General features: G+C 67.9%; 15 protein-coding genes and 1 tRNA gene. 6 read left to right on the top strand and 10 right to left on the bottom strand.

The annotated features are described in order from the left end of the window. Positions 1-10 precede the first annotated feature (10 nt). Positions 11-2,311 (bottom strand): Orn/Lys/Arg decarboxylase N-terminal domain-containing protein, encoded by a 2,301-nt coding sequence (locus tag CFB39_RS22700; protein ID WP_089474512.1) that lies wholly within the window; start codon positions 2,309-2,311, stop codon positions 11-13. 202 nt (positions 2,312-2,513) lie between these two features. Then, positions 2,514-2,720, bottom strand: a complete 207-nt coding sequence (locus CFB39_RS22695; protein WP_241025721.1) for a hypothetical protein — start codon at positions 2,718-2,720, stop codon at positions 2,514-2,516. Positions 2,721-2,823: 103 nt separating this feature from the next. Between CFB39_RS22695 and CFB39_RS22690 the strand changes: the two genes are divergently transcribed. After that, positions 2,824-5,004: an ornithine decarboxylase gene (locus CFB39_RS22690; RefSeq protein ID WP_089474510.1), complete on the top strand. Its 2,181-nt coding sequence runs from the start codon at positions 2,824-2,826 to the stop codon at positions 5,002-5,004. A gap of 216 nt (positions 5,005-5,220) precedes the next feature. Next, the gene (locus CFB39_RS22685; RefSeq protein WP_089474509.1) at positions 5,221-6,396 is read left to right on the top strand and encodes an MFS transporter; all 1,176 of its coding nucleotides are present in this window, start codon (positions 5,221-5,223) and stop codon (positions 6,394-6,396) included. Positions 6,397-6,428: 32 nt separating this feature from the next. Here CFB39_RS22685 and CFB39_RS22680 read toward each other — a convergent pair whose 3' ends face one another. From CFB39_RS22680 to CFB39_RS22670, 3 genes are all read right to left on the bottom strand, one after another. Beyond that, positions 6,429-7,586 carry an iron-containing alcohol dehydrogenase gene (locus tag CFB39_RS22680; RefSeq protein WP_089474508.1) on the bottom strand — a complete coding sequence of 386 codons (1,158 nt, stop codon included), beginning with the start codon at positions 7,584-7,586 and terminating at the stop codon, positions 6,429-6,431. Beyond that, positions 7,583-7,918 carry a putative quinol monooxygenase gene (locus tag CFB39_RS22675; protein ID WP_089427904.1) on the bottom strand — a complete coding sequence of 112 codons (336 nt, stop codon included), beginning with the start codon at positions 7,916-7,918 and terminating at the stop codon, positions 7,583-7,585. The genes CFB39_RS22680 and CFB39_RS22675 overlap by 4 nt, the downstream gene beginning before the upstream one ends. 195 nt (positions 7,919-8,113) lie before the next feature. Then, the gene (locus tag CFB39_RS22670) at positions 8,114-8,830 is read right to left on the bottom strand and encodes an SDR family oxidoreductase (protein ID WP_089474507.1); all 717 of its coding nucleotides are present in this window, start codon (positions 8,828-8,830) and stop codon (positions 8,114-8,116) included. A gap of 133 nt (positions 8,831-8,963) precedes the next feature. On the opposite strand from CFB39_RS22670, the gene CFB39_RS22665 reads away from it, so the two are divergent. After that, positions 8,964-9,941, top strand: a complete 978-nt coding sequence (locus CFB39_RS22665; protein WP_089474506.1) for a LysR family transcriptional regulator — start codon at positions 8,964-8,966, stop codon at positions 9,939-9,941. 8 nt (positions 9,942-9,949) lie between these two features. Here the strand turns inward: CFB39_RS22665 and CFB39_RS22660 are convergent, their stop codons facing one another. After that, the gene (locus CFB39_RS22660) at positions 9,950-10,687 is read right to left on the bottom strand and encodes an SDR family oxidoreductase (protein ID WP_089474505.1); all 738 of its coding nucleotides are present in this window, start codon (positions 10,685-10,687) and stop codon (positions 9,950-9,952) included. Between the two features lie 103 nt (positions 10,688-10,790). Between CFB39_RS22660 and CFB39_RS22655 the strand changes: the two genes are divergently transcribed. The 3 genes from CFB39_RS22655 (at position 10,791) to CFB39_RS22645 (ending at position 14,016) form a co-directional block, all read left to right on the top strand. Continuing rightward, positions 10,791-11,747, top strand: a complete 957-nt coding sequence (locus tag CFB39_RS22655) for a LysR family transcriptional regulator (RefSeq protein ID WP_089474504.1) — start codon at positions 10,791-10,793, stop codon at positions 11,745-11,747. Positions 11,748-11,889: 142 nt separating this feature from the next. Continuing rightward, complete coding sequence (locus CFB39_RS22650) at positions 11,890-13,278, top strand: nucleobase:cation symporter-2 family protein (protein ID WP_089474503.1); 1,389 nt, start codon at positions 11,890-11,892, stop codon at positions 13,276-13,278. A gap of 312 nt (positions 13,279-13,590) precedes the next feature. Then, on the top strand, positions 13,591-14,016 hold the full coding sequence (locus CFB39_RS22645; RefSeq protein WP_089474502.1) for an NUDIX hydrolase: 426 nt from the start codon (positions 13,591-13,593) through the stop codon (positions 14,014-14,016). A gap of 77 nt (positions 14,017-14,093) precedes the next feature. Here CFB39_RS22645 and CFB39_RS22640 read toward each other — a convergent pair whose 3' ends face one another. The 4 genes from CFB39_RS22640 to selA form a co-directional block, all read right to left on the bottom strand. Beyond that, on the bottom strand, positions 14,094-14,306 hold the full coding sequence (locus tag CFB39_RS22640) for a hypothetical protein (protein ID WP_089474501.1): 213 nt from the start codon (positions 14,304-14,306) through the stop codon (positions 14,094-14,096). 200 nt (positions 14,307-14,506) lie between these two features. Beyond that, positions 14,507-14,602 (bottom strand) — tRNA-Sec (locus tag CFB39_RS22635). Between the two features lie 32 nt (positions 14,603-14,634). Next, positions 14,635-16,560 carry a selenocysteine-specific translation elongation factor gene (gene selB, locus CFB39_RS22630; RefSeq protein WP_089475633.1) on the bottom strand — a complete coding sequence of 642 codons (1,926 nt, stop codon included), beginning with the start codon at positions 16,558-16,560 and terminating at the stop codon, positions 14,635-14,637. Beyond that, the gene (gene selA / locus CFB39_RS22625; protein ID WP_089474500.1) at positions 16,557-17,996 is read right to left on the bottom strand and encodes an L-seryl-tRNA(Sec) selenium transferase; all 1,440 of its coding nucleotides are present in this window, start codon (positions 17,994-17,996) and stop codon (positions 16,557-16,559) included. The genes selB and selA overlap by 4 nt, the downstream gene beginning before the upstream one ends. Positions 17,997-18,059 lie beyond the last annotated feature (63 nt).

The raw sequence follows: 18,059 nt of genomic DNA, 5'->3' as shown, positions 1-18,059 counted from the left end.
GGTCGCGCGTTCAGGCCGTCAGGCAATACACGCGGTACGTGCCGTCCTCGACCTCCACGCCGTGCGTATCGTGCGCGAAGCCCGGGAAGCGCCGGTCGTACGCTTCGAGCGCCTTCAGGTAACCGAGCACCGGGCCGTCCGCCGGCCCCGCGTTCTCGCCCGGCATCAACAGCGGAATGCCCGGCGGATACGGCACGACGCCGGTGGCGACCGTGCGTCCGGCCAGTTCCTCGAGCGTGACCTGCTCGACGCGGCCCTGCACCAGATGCTCGTAGGCGCGCACCGGGCTCATCTCCGGCTTCGGCAGGATCGAGAACGCCTCCGACATCAGCCGCGTCGTGCCGAGCTGCTCCATCGCCGCGAACATCGTGTCGGCCAGGTCCTTCAGGCCCATGCCCGCATAGCGCGAGCCATGCGCCTTCGCGAGCGACGGAATCGCCATGTCGAGCGGCAGGTTCGCGTCGTAGTCGCGCTTGAAGTCGCACAGCGCGCTGACGAGCGAGCCCCACTTGCCTTTCGTGATGCCGATCGAGAACAGGAACAGGATCGTGAAGTCGGTGGTTTTCTCGACGACGATCCCGCGCGCATCGAGGTACGCGGTCACGACGCTCGCCGGAATGCCGACCGGCATCAGCCCGCCGGCCGGCGCGACGCCCGGCGTGACGATCGACACCTTGATCGGATCGAGCATGCAGTAGCCGTCCTCGATATTGCCGAAGCCGTGCCATTGCGCGCCGGGGCGCAGCACCCAGCACGACGGGTCGCTCGCAAGCAGCTCGGGCGATGCGTCGTGGAACGGCAACGTGCGGCCGGTGCGCGTCTCGAGCACGGTGTCGGGCTGCCAGCACTCGAAGAACCAGTCGCCCTTCGCGCCGAACTCGCTGTTCATCCGCGCGATCATCTGCCGGAACGCGACGGCCTCCTCGATCGACTCGTGCGTGAGCGCCGCGCCGCCGGGGCCGTCCATCATCGCGGCCGCGACGTCGTTCGACGCGATGATCGCGTAGTTCGGCGACGTCGACGCATGCATCATGAATGTTTCGTTAAACTGACCATGCGGAATCGGGTTGCGGCCGTCGCGCACGTGGATGTACGACGCCTGCGACAGCGCGGTCAGCAGCTTGTGCGTCGACTGCGTCGCGAACACCGTGGGGCGGTCCGCACGATGGTCGCGCGGGTCGCCGTGCATCGCATGGCGATCGCGGTAGATCGGGTTGAAACGCGCGTAGCCATACCACGCTTCGTCGAAATGCAGCCGGTCGACGCTCGCGCCGAGCAGTTCCTCGACGCGCGCGACGTTGTAGCACAGGCCGTCGTACGTCGAGTTCGTGACGATCGCGTGCTTCGGCTGGCGGTCGGCCAACCCGGCCGTCAGCGGATTCGACGTGATCGCCTCGCGGATCGCCGCCTGCGTGAGGCGCTCCGACGCGATCGGCCCGATGATTCCGTAGCGGTTGCGCGTCGGCACGAGGTAGGTCGGGATCGCACCCGACATCGTCATCGCGTGCTCGGCCGACTTGTGGCAGTTGCGGTCGCACAGCGCGATCTGGTCGCGGCTCACGCTCGCCATCAGGATGATGCGGTTCGACGTCGACGAGCCGTTCGTCACGTGATACGTGCGATGCGCGCCGAACACGCGGGCCGCGTAGCGCTCGCTTTCGCCGATCGGGCCCGAGTGGTCAAGCAGCGAGCCGAGTTCGCCGACCGAAATCGACAGGTCGGAACGGAACAGCGCTTCGCCGAAGTATTCGAAGAACGCGCGGCCGACCGGCGATTTCAGGAAACCCGTGCCGCCCGTGTGGCCGGGCGTATGCCATGAGTATTCATAGACGCGCGAGAATTTCGCGAGCGCGCCGAACATCGGCGGCAACACGGTGGCGCGATAGCGTTCGATCGCCGCGTGGATGCGCCCGCCGATGAAGTCGGCCGTGTCCTCGAGCAGCCACACGAAATCGTCGACCTGCCCCATCACCCTGGACGGCACCGACGATGCGACACTGCGGTCGGCCAGCAGGAAGATCGGCACGTTGGCGTTGCGATGCCGGATCGCGTCGACCACGGCCTCGGACGGCCCGTGGCCGTCCACGCCGAGATCCCAGTCGAGCAGCACGCACTGGATCGACGGATCGGAACGGATCAGCATGATCGCGTCGTCGGCCGAGGTGGCCGTGAGCACGTCGATGTCGCGCTGCACGAGCTCCGCGCTCAGCGTGCGGACCGCACGCCCGGTCGCGGTTTCCTGCGTGATCTCGTCGTCGACCAATAACGCGCGCAGGCCGAGACGACGAATGCCACCGACGGACGTATTCATGTTTTTGCCCTCGTTGTTCCGATGCTTCGTTGGGTTTAATTCGTCTCACGAGCACGCGGACAGCAGGCCACGGGCGGCGGCATGAGACGCTCGCAAATCCGGTTTGATTCGCCATCCAATTCGGAGCCGACTATGCCATAGATGCCTTTTGATGAAAAGCAGACGAATCGGCGAAACGGTCGAACGTTTTTCAAATCGCCTTTCACAATCGGTTCATTTTGATGTGCATTGCAGCACGCCGATTTCCGATTATTGGATTGGTTTCGCCCACCAATCGGATTGGCGATTCCGGTCGATTGAATTCGCCGGGTTTTGTTGCTACGATCGGCTGCGCCGTGCGTTGACCGATGGCGGCTGCGCCGCGCCGCGCAAGGTGTTTTCGTGCGGCGCGCCGTTCGGCATTCAGCATTCGCGGGAGCGTTTCAATCGGCTGCAGCGCGTGTCGGATGACGCGGATTGCGCGCCCGTGCGAATGCGGCTCTCGTTTTCCGCACATTTACGGGAGAGTTCGCGTGAGCCTGTTGAAAATCGCAGTCGAGCCGGCGCTGATTGGCGCCTTCCTCACCACGCACGAACAGGTCGACGTATTCCAGACCGATTTCACGAATATCGCGGCAATCGTCGTCGGAATCGATTCGGCGCAACAGGTGCTTGAAACCGTCGAAAGAACCGGATTCGCGATTCCGTTTTTCGTCGCGGTCGAGCCCGACCAGGAAGTACCGCCGTCGATCCTGCCGAGCGCGAGCGGCGTGATCCAGCTCCGCCACGGCGGACGCCACTACTACGGCCGGCAGATCTCCGCCGCCGCCGACATCTACAGCGAGCACCTGCTGCCGCCGTTCTTCAAGGTGATGCGTGAATACGTGCAGCGCGGCTATGTCGAATTCGACTGCCCCGGCCACCAGGGCGGCCAGTTCTTCTCGAACCACCCGCTCGGCCGGATGTTCTTCGACTTCTTCAGCGAGACGATCTTTCGCGCCGACCTCTGCAACGCCGATGTCCGGCTCGGCGACCTGCTGATCCACGAAGGCCCCGCACTGGAAGCGCAGCGCAATGCCGCGCGGATCTACAACGCGGACAAGACGTACTTCGTGCTGAACGGCACGTCGACGTCGAACAAGGTCGTCACCAGTGCACTGCTCGCGCCCGACGATCTCGTGCTGTTCGACCGCAACAATCACAAGTCGGTGCACCTCGGCGCGCTCGTGCTGTCGGGCGCGCGACCGGTCTACCTCGAGACCGCGCGCAACGCGTGGGGCCTCATCGGCGGCGTCGACAGCGCGGCGCTCGACGAAACCCGCATTCGCGACGCGATCCGCGACGTCGCGCCGGAGCGCGCCGGCCTGCCGCGCCCGTTCCGGCTCGCGGTGATCCAGCTCGGCACCTACGACGGCACGATCTACAACGCGCGCGAGATCGTCGACCGGATCGGGCATCTGTGCGACTACATCCTGTTCGATTCGGCGTGGGTCGGCTACGAGCAGTTCATCCCGATGATGCAGGACTGCTCGCCGCTGATGCTCACGCTCGGCCCCGACGATCCCGGCATCTTCGTCACGCAGTCGGTGCACAAGCAGCAGGCCGGTTTCTCGCAGACGTCGCAGATCCACAAGAAGGACAGCCACATCGAAGGCCAGAAGCGCTTCTGCGATCACCGGCGCTTCAACAACGCGTACATGATCCATGCGTCGACGAGCCCGTTCTACCCGATGTTCGCCGCGCTCGACGTCAACGCGCAGATGCATGCGGGCCCGGCCGGCAAGCGCCTGTGGCGCGACTGCGTCGCGCATGGCGTCGATGCGCGCAAGCTGCTGCTGAAGACCTGCCGCCAGATCCGACCGTTCGTTCCCCAGACTATCGATGGCCGCCCGTGGGCTGACTACCCGACCGAGCAGATCGTCGATGACCTGCGCTTCTTCCGCTTTCATCCGGCCGACACGTGGCACGGCTTCGAAGGCTATGCGGACGACCAGTATTTCGTCGACCCGTGCAAGCTGCTGCTGACGACGCCCGGCATCGATCGCGACACGCACGAATACGCGGCGTTCGGCGCGCCGGCGCCAATCCTGGCACGCTACCTGCGCGAGCACGGCGTCGTGCCCGAGAAGGCCGACCTGTACACGATCCTGTTCCTGCTCACGCCTTCCGAAAGTTTCGGCAAGCTGCAGCATCTGGTCGCGCATCTCGCGCAGTTCGAACGCCATCTCGACCAGGACACGCCGCTGCGCGAAGCGATTCCATCGCTGTGCGAAGCGTATCCGGCGCTGTACGGCGACATGCGCCTGCGGCAGCTGTGCCAGCGGATGCACGACTTCTATCGCAGCCACGACATGAAGCATCTGCAGAAGCTGATGTTCCGGCGTGCGCAGTTCCCGAAGCAGGCGATGCTGCCGCAGGCCGCGAACGCCGAGCTGATCCGCAACAACGTCGAACTCGTCACGCTCGATCGCATCGAAGGCCGGATCGCGACGGAAGGCGCGCTGCCCTATCCGCCCGGCATCTTCTGCGTGGTGCCCGGCGAAAGGTGGGGCGGCCCGGCGCTCGACTACTTCCGTGCGCTCGAAGCCGGGATCAACGCGCTGCCGGGTTTCGAGCCGGAAATCCAGGGCGTCTATCTGCAAACGCGGCCGGACGGCACGAAGCAGGCTTCGGCGTACGTGGTGGCGGCCGGTGCCGACGCGTCTACCGCGTAACGGCGGCCTGGCGGGTATTCCCGGCGTTTTTACCAGGCTGCAGCACGGCACCGGCGCGGGCGCAAGCATCCGCACTTGCGCACCGCCTGACCGTGCGGTACCGTCCTGCTTTCCGGGATAACCGAAGCCTCGCCTCGAAACCCATCCGTCGATTCGTTCCGATGCGGCCCGCCCCCTGCCCGGCGCTGCCGCATCGCGCGTACAGGAGGGGTTCCGTTGGACGTTCGCATCTATCTGCTGGCCGCCGCCGTGTTCCTGGCCGGCGTCGCCGAAAACATCTGCGTCGGCATCCTGCCGGCCATCGCCGCCGGCCTGCACGTGTCGATCGCCGCCGCCGGCCAGCTCACCACGATCTTCTCCGCCGTCTTCGCGCTGGCCGCGCTCGTCGCGGCGACCTGCGTCGCGCGTATCGAGCGGCGCACCGCACTGCTCGCGTCGCTCGGCGCGTTCGCGGCCGCGAACCTGTGCGCCGCGGCCAGCCCCGGCTATGCGAGCCTGTTTGCCGCACGCGTGCTGATGGCCGCGAGCTGCGCGACGCTGATCCTCGTCGCGACGCGATTCGCGGCCGAGCTCGCGCCGGCGTCGCAACGCGGCCGCGCGATCGGCATCGTGTTCATGGGCATCAGCGCATCGCTCGTGCTCGGCGTGCCGATCGGGATGCGGATCGCCGACTGGGCCGGCTGGCGCGCGGTGTTCGTGTCGATCGCCGTGCCTGCGCTGCCGCTCGCGATCTGGCTTGGCCGGCGATTGCCGCGCATGGCGCCGTCCGCTGTCATCGCTGCCGCGGATGCAGCAGGCACGCCGTCATATCGCGCGGTGCTCGCGCGCCCGCGGCTGATGGCCGCGCAACTCGTCTCCATCGCGATGATCGGCGGTCACTTCACGCTGTTCGCGTATCTCACGCCGTATCTGCAGGCCGTGCTGTCACCCGGCGCGGCCGCGCTCGAAGGGTTGTACGTCGCGTTTGGAATCGCCGGCGTGACCGGCGCATGGCTCGGCGGACTCTTCTCGGACCGCCTCGGTGCGTCGCGCGCGCTGTGGGCATGCCCGGCCGTGTTTCTCGTCGCGATGGCCGTGCTGCCGGCGGCCGGCGTATCGCCGCTCGCGTTCGTGCCCGCGATGATGCTGTGGGGCGGCATCAGCTGGTCGATCTCGCCGATCGTGCAGAACTACCTGATCCACACCGCGCCGTCACTGGCCGATGCGAGCGTCGGCATCAACGTGTCGGCCATGCATGCGGGTGTCGCACTCGGCTCGGCGCTTGGCGGCGTGCTCGTCGAACGCGACGCGCTGCGCGTCACGCCGTGGGCCGGATGCGGGCTCGTGGCCGTGGCGCTCGCATGCGCATGCATCGCGGCACGGCCCGCGCGGCAGGCCGCGAGCGTATCGTGAATGCATGACGGGCGGCACGCCCGCCCGCCGCATCACCACGCCTGCCGGTAGATCTCCAGCGCGTCAGCCTCCGTCACCTCGCGCGGATTGTTCACGAGCAGGCGCGTCTGCAGCATCGCATCCGACGCCATCCTCGGCAGGTCGCCTTCCCCGATGCCGACCTCGCGTAGCGTGCGCGGAATGCCCGTCGCGACGATCAGCCGGTCGATCTCGGCGATCAGCGCGTGCGTGCGCGCTTCGTCGCTGCCCGTCGCCGACGGCGCGACGATCGCCGCGAGTTCCGCATACAGCGGCGCGGCGGCCGGCGCGTTGAAACGCAGCACGTGCGGCAGCACGAGCGCATTCGACAGCCCGTGCGGCACATGGAAGATCCCGCCGACCGGATAGGCCAGCGCGTGCACGGCCGCGACCGGTGCATTCGCGAACGCCTGCCCCGCGAACATCGCGCCGACCAGCATCGCCTCGCGCGCGTGACGGTTCCGGCCGTCGTCGCACGCCGTGAGCAGGTTGCGCGACAGCAGCGTCAGCGCGTGCACGGCCAGCATGTCGGATATGGGGTTCTTCAGCCGCGCGGACGTGTAGGCCTCGATCGCATGCACCATCGCGTCGATGCCCGTCGCGGCCGTGGCCGCACGCGGCAGGCCGAGCGTCAGTTCGGCGTCGAGGATCGCGACGTCCGCGAACAGGTGCGGCGACACGACGCCCATCTTGCGCGCCTCGCCGACCGTGACGATAGACACGGCCGTGACTTCCGAACCGGTGCCGGCCGTCGTCGGCATCTGCACGAGCGGCAGCCGCGCGCTCGTGACCTTGTCGACGCCGTACATGTCGGCCAGCGCCTGCTGCCCCGGCGCGAGCACCGCGATCAGCTTCGCGACGTCCATCGACGATCCGCCGCCCAGGCCGAGCACGATCTCGGCATCGGCCGCGACGGCCCGTTCGGTCGCTTCCAGCACCACGTGCTCCGGCGGATCGGCGATCACGTCGTCGATCACGGTGACCTGCCAGCCGTGCGCGGCGAGGCTCTCCAGCGCGGGCGCGAGCACGCCGCTGCGATGCAGGAACGCGTCGGTGACGACACATAGCCGCACGAGCGCCGGAAAGCGTTCGCGCAACAATGCACCGAGCCGGCGCGCGGCGCCGAATTCGACGACCTGCGTCGGAACGGTACGGAATTGAAACGGGTTCATCGGGCGCCTCCCGGTGGCGTCGCCGTGCCGGTGCCCGGCTGCACCATGTAGCTGGACACTTCGCGGCGATCGAGCAACGGAATGATCGCGCCGAACCCGATCCGCTGGAAATGCGGCGTTTCCCGATGCACGTCGAGGCCGTCCGCGTCGCGGTAGCGTTCGAGGATCACGATGTGGTCGGGGTCCTCCGGCGACCGGAAATACGCGTAGTCGAGATTCTTCGGCTCGGCGCGCGTCAAGGGCGCGAGCTCCGCGAGCAATGCAACCACGCGGTCGCCGTTGCCGGGCTTGGCGTGGAAATGCGCGATGACCTGCAGGTAAGGTTCGTTCATGTTGCGCTCCGGGTTCGAGGGGGGGCCGTCACGAAGGGACTCACGCAATGCGCGGCGAACCGGAAGGATTCGAACGCGACGTGTCACTGGCGGGTCGTCGCATTGTATTGAATCGGCGCTGCCTTCGCAGCGACGCCACCGCGCCACGAACAACAGGGCCGATCGCCATTGGCCTCTACTCGTGCGACGCGCCGACTACCACGGCACCGTCCGCCCCAGATAGTCGAGATACTCGAGCCCCGGGCGCCCACGCTTTGCGATCAGCACGTCGACGAGACTCGGCACGCTTTCCTCGATCGTCAGGCGCGCATCTGGCCCACCCAGTTCCGTGCGGACCCAGCCGGGCGCCATCAGCACCATCGCACGCCGCGTATCGGCCTGGCGCACCGCGAAGCTGCGCATGAACTGGTTCAGCGCGGCCTTGCTGCCGCGATAGACCTCGCGCATCCCGCTGACGTTGTTCGCGACGCTGCCCTGCCCCGACGACATCGCACCGATCAGGCCATCGTCGGTCACGAGATCCTGCAGCGTCTCGACCACGCGCATCGGCGCCAGCGCATTCGTGATCATCACGCGCACGAACTCGTCGGTCGTTACTTCGCCGATCGTTTCGGTGGGCTCGTTCGTCGTGCCCGCGTTCACGAACAGCATGTCGAAGCGCCGGCCCGCCAGCCGCTCGCGCAGCGCGGCCAGTTGCACCGGTTCGCAGATGTCGAGCGTCTCGATGTCGAGCCGGCCGTCGAACCGGTCGGCGAGGTCGTGCAGCTTCGTGCGTCCCGATCCTGCGCGCACGGTGCCCGTTACGTGCCAGCCTTTGTCCAGGAACGACTCCGCCATCGCGAGCCCGAGGCCGCGCGAGGCCGCGACGAGCAGGAGCGCAGGGACGTTTCGGTTCGCTTCAGTGGATTGCATGGTTTCCGCCTTTGCCGGGTTTCGTCATGCAGCCACTATAGGTGCGCATCACGACAGGCGACAGACGCACCAGATTCAACTTATAGTTGCATCACACGCCATGTCTAATCGCCCGGAAGCGTATCCTGTCGCCATGGAAGACATCGACCTGAATCTCGTCACCGCGCTCGACGTGCTGCTGTCGGAAGGCAGCGTGACCGGCGCCGCACGCCGGCTTGGCCTGAGCACGTCCGCGATGAGCCGCACGCTCACACGGTTGCGGATGTCCACCGGCGATCCGTTGCTCGTGCGCGCCGGGCGCAAGCTCGTGCCGACACCGCACGCCGCCGCGTTGCGCGACCGCGTGCATGCGATCGCCAGCGATGCGCGCGCGGTGCTGCGGCCGGCGACGGCCGACGTGGACATGGCGACGCACACTTCCACGTTCACCGTCCGCGCGGCCGCCTCGTTCATGGAAATGCTGTCCGGCCCGGTGGTCGCCGCACTCGGCGAAATCGCGCCGCAGGTGCGCATCCGCTTCGTCCCGAAGCCCGACCGCGATCCGCAAGCGTTGCGCGACGGCACCGTCGACCTGGAAATCGGCAAACGCGGCGACGATGCCCCCGAGTTGCACACCCGCATGCTGTTTCACGACTGGCACGTCGCCGTGGCGCGCGCCGGGCACCCGCTGTTCGCATCGGGCAGGATCACGCCCGCGCGCTATGCGGCCTGCCGTCACGTGATCGCGTCGCAGCTGGGCGATTTCGGCGGTCCGGCTGACGACTCGACCGCCAAGGCCGGCCCGAGCCACGCCGTGCACGTCGTCGTACCGGGCTACCCCGATGCGATGCGGGTCGCGGCCAGTACCGACCTGATCGCGCTCGTGCCGCGCTCGAGCCTCGGCAACGCGTTCTCGCCGGGGCTCACGGAGGCCCTCGGGCTGCGCAGCTTCGAGATCCCGGTGCGCCTGCCCGAGATACTCGTGTCCGCGCTGTGGCATCCGCGCATGCACGGCGACCCCGTGCACCGTCGCCTGCGCGATGCGGTCATCGCCGTCTGCCAGCGCGCGTATCCGGACGGCCGCGCGCCGCGCCCGCCGGCACGTCGCACCCGCACACGCGCGGCAGGCTGAGGCACGGCTCAGACCAGCCGCCCGCCGCCGTCGATGTGCAGGATCTCGCCATTCATGAAGCCGTTGCCCAGCAGGAACGCGATCGCTTCCCCCACTTCATCGGCGCGCCCGACGCGGCCGCCCGGCAATGCCGCCGCCGCGCCCGCGAGGATCGCATCGCGCGCTTCCGGGCCGAACGCGTCGTAAAGCGGCGTCTCGACGAAGCCGGGCGCGACGACGTTCACACGAATCGGCTTCAGCTCCAGCGCGAGCGACTGCGCCAGCGCCTCGACCCCGCGCACGGCGGCGGCAATGACCGACGTGCCCTGCGCGGCCGGACGATCCGACAGTTGCCCGCCGGTCAGCACGATCGAGCCGGTCGCGGGCATCAGCGGCAACGCAGCGCGGATCGCGTAGACCGGCCCGGCGATACGCTCCTGCCACGCGGCGAGCAGGAGATCGGGATCGGTCTCGTGCAGCTTGCCGGCAATGAACCGGCCGGCCGTGACGACCAGGTGATCGACGCGCGTGATCGTGTCGAATACGGCCTGCACGGCATGGCGGTCCGCGATGTCGGCCACCGCGACGCGCGCGCCGCCGATCGCCTGTGCGGCGGATTCGAGTTTCGCGCGGGTCCGGCCGACCAGCGTGACACTGGCGCCTTTTGCCTTCGCGGCGGCCGCGGCCTCGAGGCCGATTCCGGAACTCCCGCCGAATAACACGACGTGCGCACCGTCCAGTGCCGAAGATTGCGTTGCCTTGTTCATGTCGACTCCTCATCAGGGATTGAAGGTTCGCGAACGTTAGGTCATTCTCCATTGCGCAGGAATATGGGAGACTTGAATAAGGTTCATGCCCTAAAGGAATAAGATGGATTCACTGCGATCCATGCGCGTGTTCGTCCGCGCGATCGAGCTCGGCAATTTCTCGGCGGTCGCGCGGGAGGAAGGCACCGGCCAGCCGACGATCAGCAAGATCGTCGCCGCATTCGAGAAGGAACTGGGCGTTCGCCTGCTCGAACGCTCGACCACGAGCCTCGCGCCTACCGACGAAGGCCGCCGGTTCTACGATCGCTGCAAGCGCGTGATCGACGAATACGCGAGCGCGGTGGCCGAGGTGCGCGGGCAAACGGTGCGGCCGGTCGGCAAGCTGGTCGTCAATGCGCCGCTGGGGCTGGGCGAACTGAGACTGAACGCGCTCGTGCTCGAATTCCTCGCCGCGTGGCCGGAGATCGAAGTCGAACTCCAGTTGACCGACCGCGTGATCGACCTCGTCGAAGAAGGCGTCGATGTCGCCATTCGCCTCGGCCAGCTGCTGCCGCCGGATGCCGTGGCGCGCCACATCGCGTCGTCGCCGCGCCTGCTGGTCGCCACGCCGGCGTACGTGGCGCAGGCGCCGAAGCTCCGCCGGCCGGACGACCTCGCGAAGCACGAGTATGTCGGCTACGCGCGCGCGGACATCGGCAACGAACTGGCCTTCGCGCGCGGCAACGAGCAAGTCGTCGTTCCGGTGCGCGGCCGGTATCGCGTGAACAGCTCGATGGCGCTGCGGGAATGTTTTCTTGCCGGAAACGCGGTGGGCAGCGGGCCCGCGTGGCTCGTTCAGGACCTGATCGACAGCGGTCGCCTCGTCCGGTTGCTGCCGAAGTGGGACATGGTGCCGCCGCATGCGCTGCACCTCGTCTATGCGTCGCGCCGGTATCTGCCGCTGCGAACCCGCACGTTCCTGCAGTTCATGGAGCAGCGGATTCCCGAGCTGCCCGGGTTCCATGCGACCACCGCCCCGACCCGTACCCCGACCGCGCCCGCACCGCGGCGGGCCCGCTAATCGACGCTCGCCGCGGCCACGGCCGGCCCGGGCGTCGATCCGCCACCGTTTTCCCGATCCGCCGAATCCCCGCTATTGCAGCGGCGCCGGCGGGCCGTTCGGCTAAAATGCCGCACTTTCCACCTTGTCCGGCCCGCTCGCCATGCAACCCGCCTCCCCCGCCCAACCCGCCGCCCATGGCGCCGACGCCGCAGATTCGGCCCGCGACCTCGTCTACGGCCCGAACGACCGGCCGGCGCCGATGGTCGCCTTCGTCGCCGCGCTGCAGCACCTGCTGGCGATCATCGTGCCGATCGTCACGCCCGGCCTGCTGATCTGCCAGGCGCTCGGCGTGTCCAGCCGCGATACGACCCTGATCGTGTCGATGTCGCTGGTGATTTCCGGCATCGCCACCTTCGTCCAGTGCAAGCGTTTCGGCCCGCTCGGCGCCGGCCTGCTGATCGTCCAGGGCACGAGCTTCAACTTCGTCGGCCCGCTGATCGCCGGCGGCAGCCTGATGGTCAAGCAAGGCACGCCGGTCGAGACCGTGATGGCCGCGATCTTCGGCGTCGTGATGGCCGGGTCGTTCGTCGAGATGGGCGTATCGCGCATCCTGCCGTTCGTGAAGCGCCTGATCACGCCGCTCGTCACCGGCATCGTCGTGCTGCTGATCGGCCTCACGCTGATCAAGGTCGGCCTGATCAGCATGGGCGGCGGCTTTGGCGCGATGGCCAAGGGCACCTTCGCGAGCGCGGAGAACCTGACGCTGTCCGGCCTCGTGCTCGGCACGATCATCCTGCTGAACCGCGTGCCGATCGTGTGGGTGCGCAGCACCGCGCTCGTCATCGCGCTCGTGATCGGCTATCTCGCGGCCGCGTTCCTCGGCCGCCTCGATTTCACCGGCATGCACCAGGCCGCGCTGTTCCAGGTCCCGACGCCGTTGCACTTCGGCATCGGCTTCTCGTGGGCGCTGTTCGTGCCGATGCTGATCATCTACCTCGTCACGTCGCTCGAGGCGATCGGCGACGTCACGGCCACCAGCAAGATCTCGAACGAGCCGGTCGAAGGCCCGGTGTGGATGCAACGGATCAAGGGCGGCGTGCTCGTGAACGGCGCGAACTCGCTGCTGGCCGGCGTGTTCAACACGTTCCCGAGCTCGGTGTTCGCGCAGAACAACGGCGTGATCCAGATCACCGGCGTCGCCAGCCGCTACGTCGGCATCTGGATCGCGGGGATGCTCGTGGTGCTCGGCCTGTTCCCGGTCGTCGCCGGCGTGCTGCAGGCCGTGCCGGAGCCCGTGCTCGGCGGCGCGGCGATGGTGATGTTCGGCGCGGTGGCCGCATCGGGCATCAACATCCTCGCCGGCGTCCATCTCGATCGTCGCGCACTGCTGATCATCGCGGTGTCGCTCGCGCTCGGCCTCGGCGTGTCGCAAGTGCCGGACATCCTCAACAGCCTGCCGCACGCGCTGAAGAACGTGCTGGAATCGGGCGTGGCAACGGGCGGCATCTGCGCGCTCGTGATGAACTGGTTCCTGCCGGAAAAGAAGTAACGGCGCGACGCCTGACCGGCGCCCCCGCAAGCCGCGCTCCCGGTGCATCGGGATGCGCGGCTTTTTTCATGGCGGACGAGTATGTCCCGCATCGAGGGATAACGTCGCCCGATTCGAAGCGAAGGGCGAGCCCATCGCGCACTTCATGCCATCGTCCCGCCCCCTGGGCGCGGACGCCGGGCGCCAGCCGGGCACGGATTCGAATCTGCGAAACGCAGCGGCGGCCTGACCGGAGACGCGACGGTGACGATCGATCGTCAAACCAAGTCAGACCCGCTTTGCCGATCGATCCGCGATGGTTAGAATTGCTTCATGCCTCAAACCCCCGCCCCCACCAACGCCCCAGAAGCGAGCACCGTCCCGGTCAAGGAACGTGCGACCGTCGTCTGCTACCGCGGCGAGCAAGTCTTGCTCGTTGCCCGTGCGGCGTCGCGCTGGGCCCTTCCCGGCGGCACGATCAAGCGCGGGGAAGCGCCGCTCGAAGCCGCACATCGCGAGTTATCCGAAGAAACCGGCATGACCGGCCAGCATCTCGTCTACTCGATGCAGTTCACCGGCCTCGCGAAGATCCATCACGTGTTCTTCGCGGAAGTCGGCCCGGACCAGACGCCGCAAGCGAACAACGAGATCGAGAAATGCAAGTGGTTTCCGATCGACAGCGTCGACGGGTTGCGCGCCAGCATTCCGACGAAGCGCATCGTCGAACTCGTTTATCAACACGAAATCAGCAAGACATAGCCCGCGACGGACGTGCGTATTCGCGAGCCGGCAAACCGGCCCGGATCATCCTGTGTGGATCAGCAGCGCGTGAGCGCTCAGTGCGGACGCCTTCTTCGCAACTCGTGTGTCGCATAGACGACCAGGAAGATGCCGAGCATCGCAATACCGGACGCCATGAAGTCGTTCGCGCTTCCCGAGCTTTGCAGGGACGTCGGGAAAATGCCGAGACTCAATCCTGCGGCAGCAAGAAGCAATCCTGCAGCCACGCCCCAGATCGGTCCGGCGGTCTTGTCGATTTTATTTTTCATACAGCACCCGTCTACAGTCATTACCTGAACGGTATCGGCAAGGGACGCCGCGTCTACCTTCAGTGATTCGACTATAGCCCGGAAAAAAATCGCAAACTTTTAGTGCTTTTCCCGATCAAGTTTTGGCGAATGCAATCGCCGGTGCTGTCGTGCAACTACACGTTGATTGAAGCGCGTCGGGTCGACAAGATGAAACGGGGTGGCGGAAGGCAGCAGGAGTCGAACCTACCCGGGAGTGTCTGACACCCCCAACTGGATTTGAAGTCCAGCCGTACCACCGGATACGAATGCCTTCCGTGGGGAAAAGAACCCAAAGAACAACGAGCGCCTACGCCTGAATACCCGCCCAACCGCTGTCAGGCCGCAGGAGGTGAAGATCGCGGTGGAAGCGAGTATACCCAACCCGGTCGAAGAACTCGAGAATCTGGATCGCGCGCTTGCGGCCGAGCCCCGTCGCATCGCGGAACGTCGCCGCATCGAGCCCGCCCTCGCGCGACGGCGCGAGATGCGCGACCAGTTCCGCCAGCTCGCGCACCACACCCGCGTGATAGAACAGGTCGCGCACGACCTGGTGTACGTCACCGCGCCGCGCGAGCTTGCGCAGCAACGCGCGCACCGCGTCCTCGGCCGCGCCCGTATCACGGGCCAGGTCGCGCACCCACGGCGGATCGAAGCGCCCCGCATGAATCAGCGGCAGCAGTTGCTGCGCCAGCGCCTCCTCGCGCGGCTCGAGGCTCACCGAATGCGACGGCAGATGCAGCCACGGCCCGCTTCGCGCGACTTCGCCGCCGGCCACCAGCGCATCGACGAGCGCGCGCCACAGCGCATCGCCGGCGAGCGGCGCGGCCATCCGCCGCAACCGCGCGGCGTCGAGCCCCTGCTCGTCGGGCATGCGCTCGTGATACGCGCGCAGCGTATCGATTGCCCGCGTCTGCAGCGCGCGCCAGTGCGCCTGGGCAATCACCGCGCCGTCGTTCGACGCGGCGTCGCGCTGCCCGATCGCCAGCGCGTCTTCCGGCAATGCCAGCGCATTCGGCGCGAAACCCGTCAGGTGCGTGAGCATCGCGCGCGGGATGCCGAGCGGCGCCTGCGCGAGCAGCGCATCGAGGCGGCCTGCATCGAGCCATTCGGCCAGCGCGTCGAGCCATGCGCGGCGCGCAGGCGTACGACGCTTGCGCGCCGGCCCGAACGGATCGAGCACGCGGCCGCCGCCGACCGTGCGCGTCGCCTGCGGATTGCGGACGATGAACCGGTCGCCCGGCAGCGCAAACACCGGCTCGTCGAATACGAGTTGCACGCGCATCCGCTGGCCGGCCGCGAGCGTATCGCCGTCTAACAGCGCGACATGCGCGACGCGATGCAACGTGCCGAGATGCACGTGCAGCGGCGCCCAGTGCGTCAGCGTGAGCCCCGCATCCGCGAGCAGCGTCAGCTCGACGTCGAGACGCGGCGACGTCGCGACGAGCCGCGCATCGGCGACGGTGTCGCCTCGCTCGACGTCGGCCTTGTCGACTCCGGCCAGATTCAGCGCGCAACGCTCGCCCGCCCGGCCGGCCTCGACCGGCCGGTTCTGCGCATGGATGCTGCGCACGCGCGCCGCGCCGCCCGTGCGCACGATCGCGAGCGTGTCGCCGGTCGCGACGCGACCCGCGAACGCGGTGCCCGTCACGACGGTACCCTGCCCCGCGAGCGTGAACACGCGATCGACCGCGAGCCGGAACAGCCCGTCGTCGCGGCGGGCGCGCCACGCGATCGCCGCGTCCGCCAGGTAACGCTTCAACGCGGCGACGCCCGGATCGTCCACCGCCGTCGCCCGCGTTTCGAAAATCGGCACGCCGGCCAGCGTCGAGTCGTTCAGCCACGTGGCGATCTCGTCACGCACTTCGGCCACGCGTGCGGCATCGACGCGATCGCACTTCGTCAGCGCGACGGCGCCATGCGTGACGCCGAGCAGCTGCAGGATCGCGAGATGCTCGCGCGTCTGCGGCATCACGCCGTCGTCGGCGGCAATCACGAGCAGCGCGAAGTCGATCCCGCATGCGCCGGCCGCCATCGTATGAATCAGCTTCTCGTGGCCCGGCACGTCGATCAGGCCGAGCACGTCGCCGTTGTCGAGCGGCGTATACGCGTAACCGAGTTCGATCGAGATGCCGCGCGCCTTCTCTTCCTTCAGGCGATCGGTATCGACGCCCGTCAGCGCGCGCACCAGCGTCGTCTTGCCGTGGTCGATGTGCCCCGCGGTACCGACGATCATGCAGCGGGCCCCGCGAGCGGCACGCATTGCGCGACGAACACAGCCTCGTCGGCGGCTTCGAGGCAGCGCAGGTCGAGCCGCAGTGCATTGTCGGCGACGCGGCCGATCACCGGGCGCGGCCATTCGCGCAGCCGTTTCTCGAGCTGCGCCAGTGCACGGCCGCCGCGCTTGCCGTCCGCCGTGCGCACGACGAGCCCGGCGCTCGGCAACTGGTCGACCGGCAGCGCGCCGCTGCCGATCTGGCTGAACATCGGCTCGACCGTCACGTCGAAACCGCTGCCGAGCGCGGCCTGCAGCGCTGGACGCACGCGCTCGGCGGCCTCGGCGATCTCGCGCTGCGGGCGCGTCAGCAGCCGCAGCGTGGTGAGCCGGTCACGCAGGAATTCGGGCGACTGGTAGAGGCGCAGCACCGGCTCGAGCGCCGCGAGCGTCAGCTTGCCGACGCGCAGCGCGCGCTTGAGCGGATGTTTCTTGATCTTCGTGATCAGCGCGCGATCGCCGACGATCAGGCCGGCCTGCGGCCCGCCGAGCAGCTTGTCGCCGCTGAACGTGACAACGTTTGCGCCGGCGGCGACGGTTTCCTGCACGGTCGTCTCGTGCGGCAGGCCCCATTGCGACAGGTCGGCGAGCGTGCCGCTGCCGAGATCGACGGCCACCGGCAGCCCGTGCTCGCGCGCGAGCGGCGCGAGTTCGGCGAGCGTCGCCTCCTTCGTGAAGCCGCTGATCGCGTAGTTGCTGCAATGCACCTTCATCAGCAGCGCGGTGCGCGGGCCGATGGCTTCCGCGTAGTCGCGCAGATGGGTGCGGTTGGTGGTGCCGACCTCGCGCAGCCTGGCGCCCGCGCGGCTCATGATGTCGGGAATGCGGAATGCGCCGCCGATCTCGACCAGCTCGCCGCGCGACACGACGACTTCCCGCTTCGTCGCCAGCGCCGACAGCGCCAGCAGCACGGCCGCCGCGTTGTTGTTGACGACGGTCGCGGCTTCCGCGCCCGTCAGTTCGCACAGCAGATCGTCGATCAGGTCGTCGCGATCGCCGCGGCGGCCCGTGGCGAGATCGAATTCGAGGTTGACCGGCCGCGTCAGCACGTCGACCACCGCGCGCACCGCGTCGTCGGGCAACAGCGCGCGCCCGAGGTTCGTGTGCAGCACGGTGCCGGTCAGGTTGAACACGGCGCGCACCGCGCCCGCGCTCTGCGCGGCCAGCGCGCGCGCGACGGCCGCGGCGATGCGCGGCTCGTCGAGCGGCTCGGCCGCCGCCGGATCATGTTGCGCGGCGGTACGCCAGCGTTCGAGCTCGGCACGCACGGCGTTCAGCACGCGCGTGCGGCCGTAGTCCGCGATGAGCGGTTGCAGCGGCGCCGACGACAGCACGCGCTCGACGGACGGCACGCGCGCCAGTACCGCATTCAGTTCATTCACACCGGGTTCGGTCACGTCGTTGTGGCTCCAGTCTCATGCTTCGCAGCGGGCCGGCGCCGGTGCGCGCGCACCGTCCCC

Source organism: Burkholderia sp. AU6039 (genome assembly GCF_002223365.1).
Lineage (GTDB): Bacteria > Pseudomonadota > Gammaproteobacteria > Burkholderiales > Burkholderiaceae > Burkholderia.
This window is presented reverse-complemented; position numbering and strand designations above follow the sequence as displayed.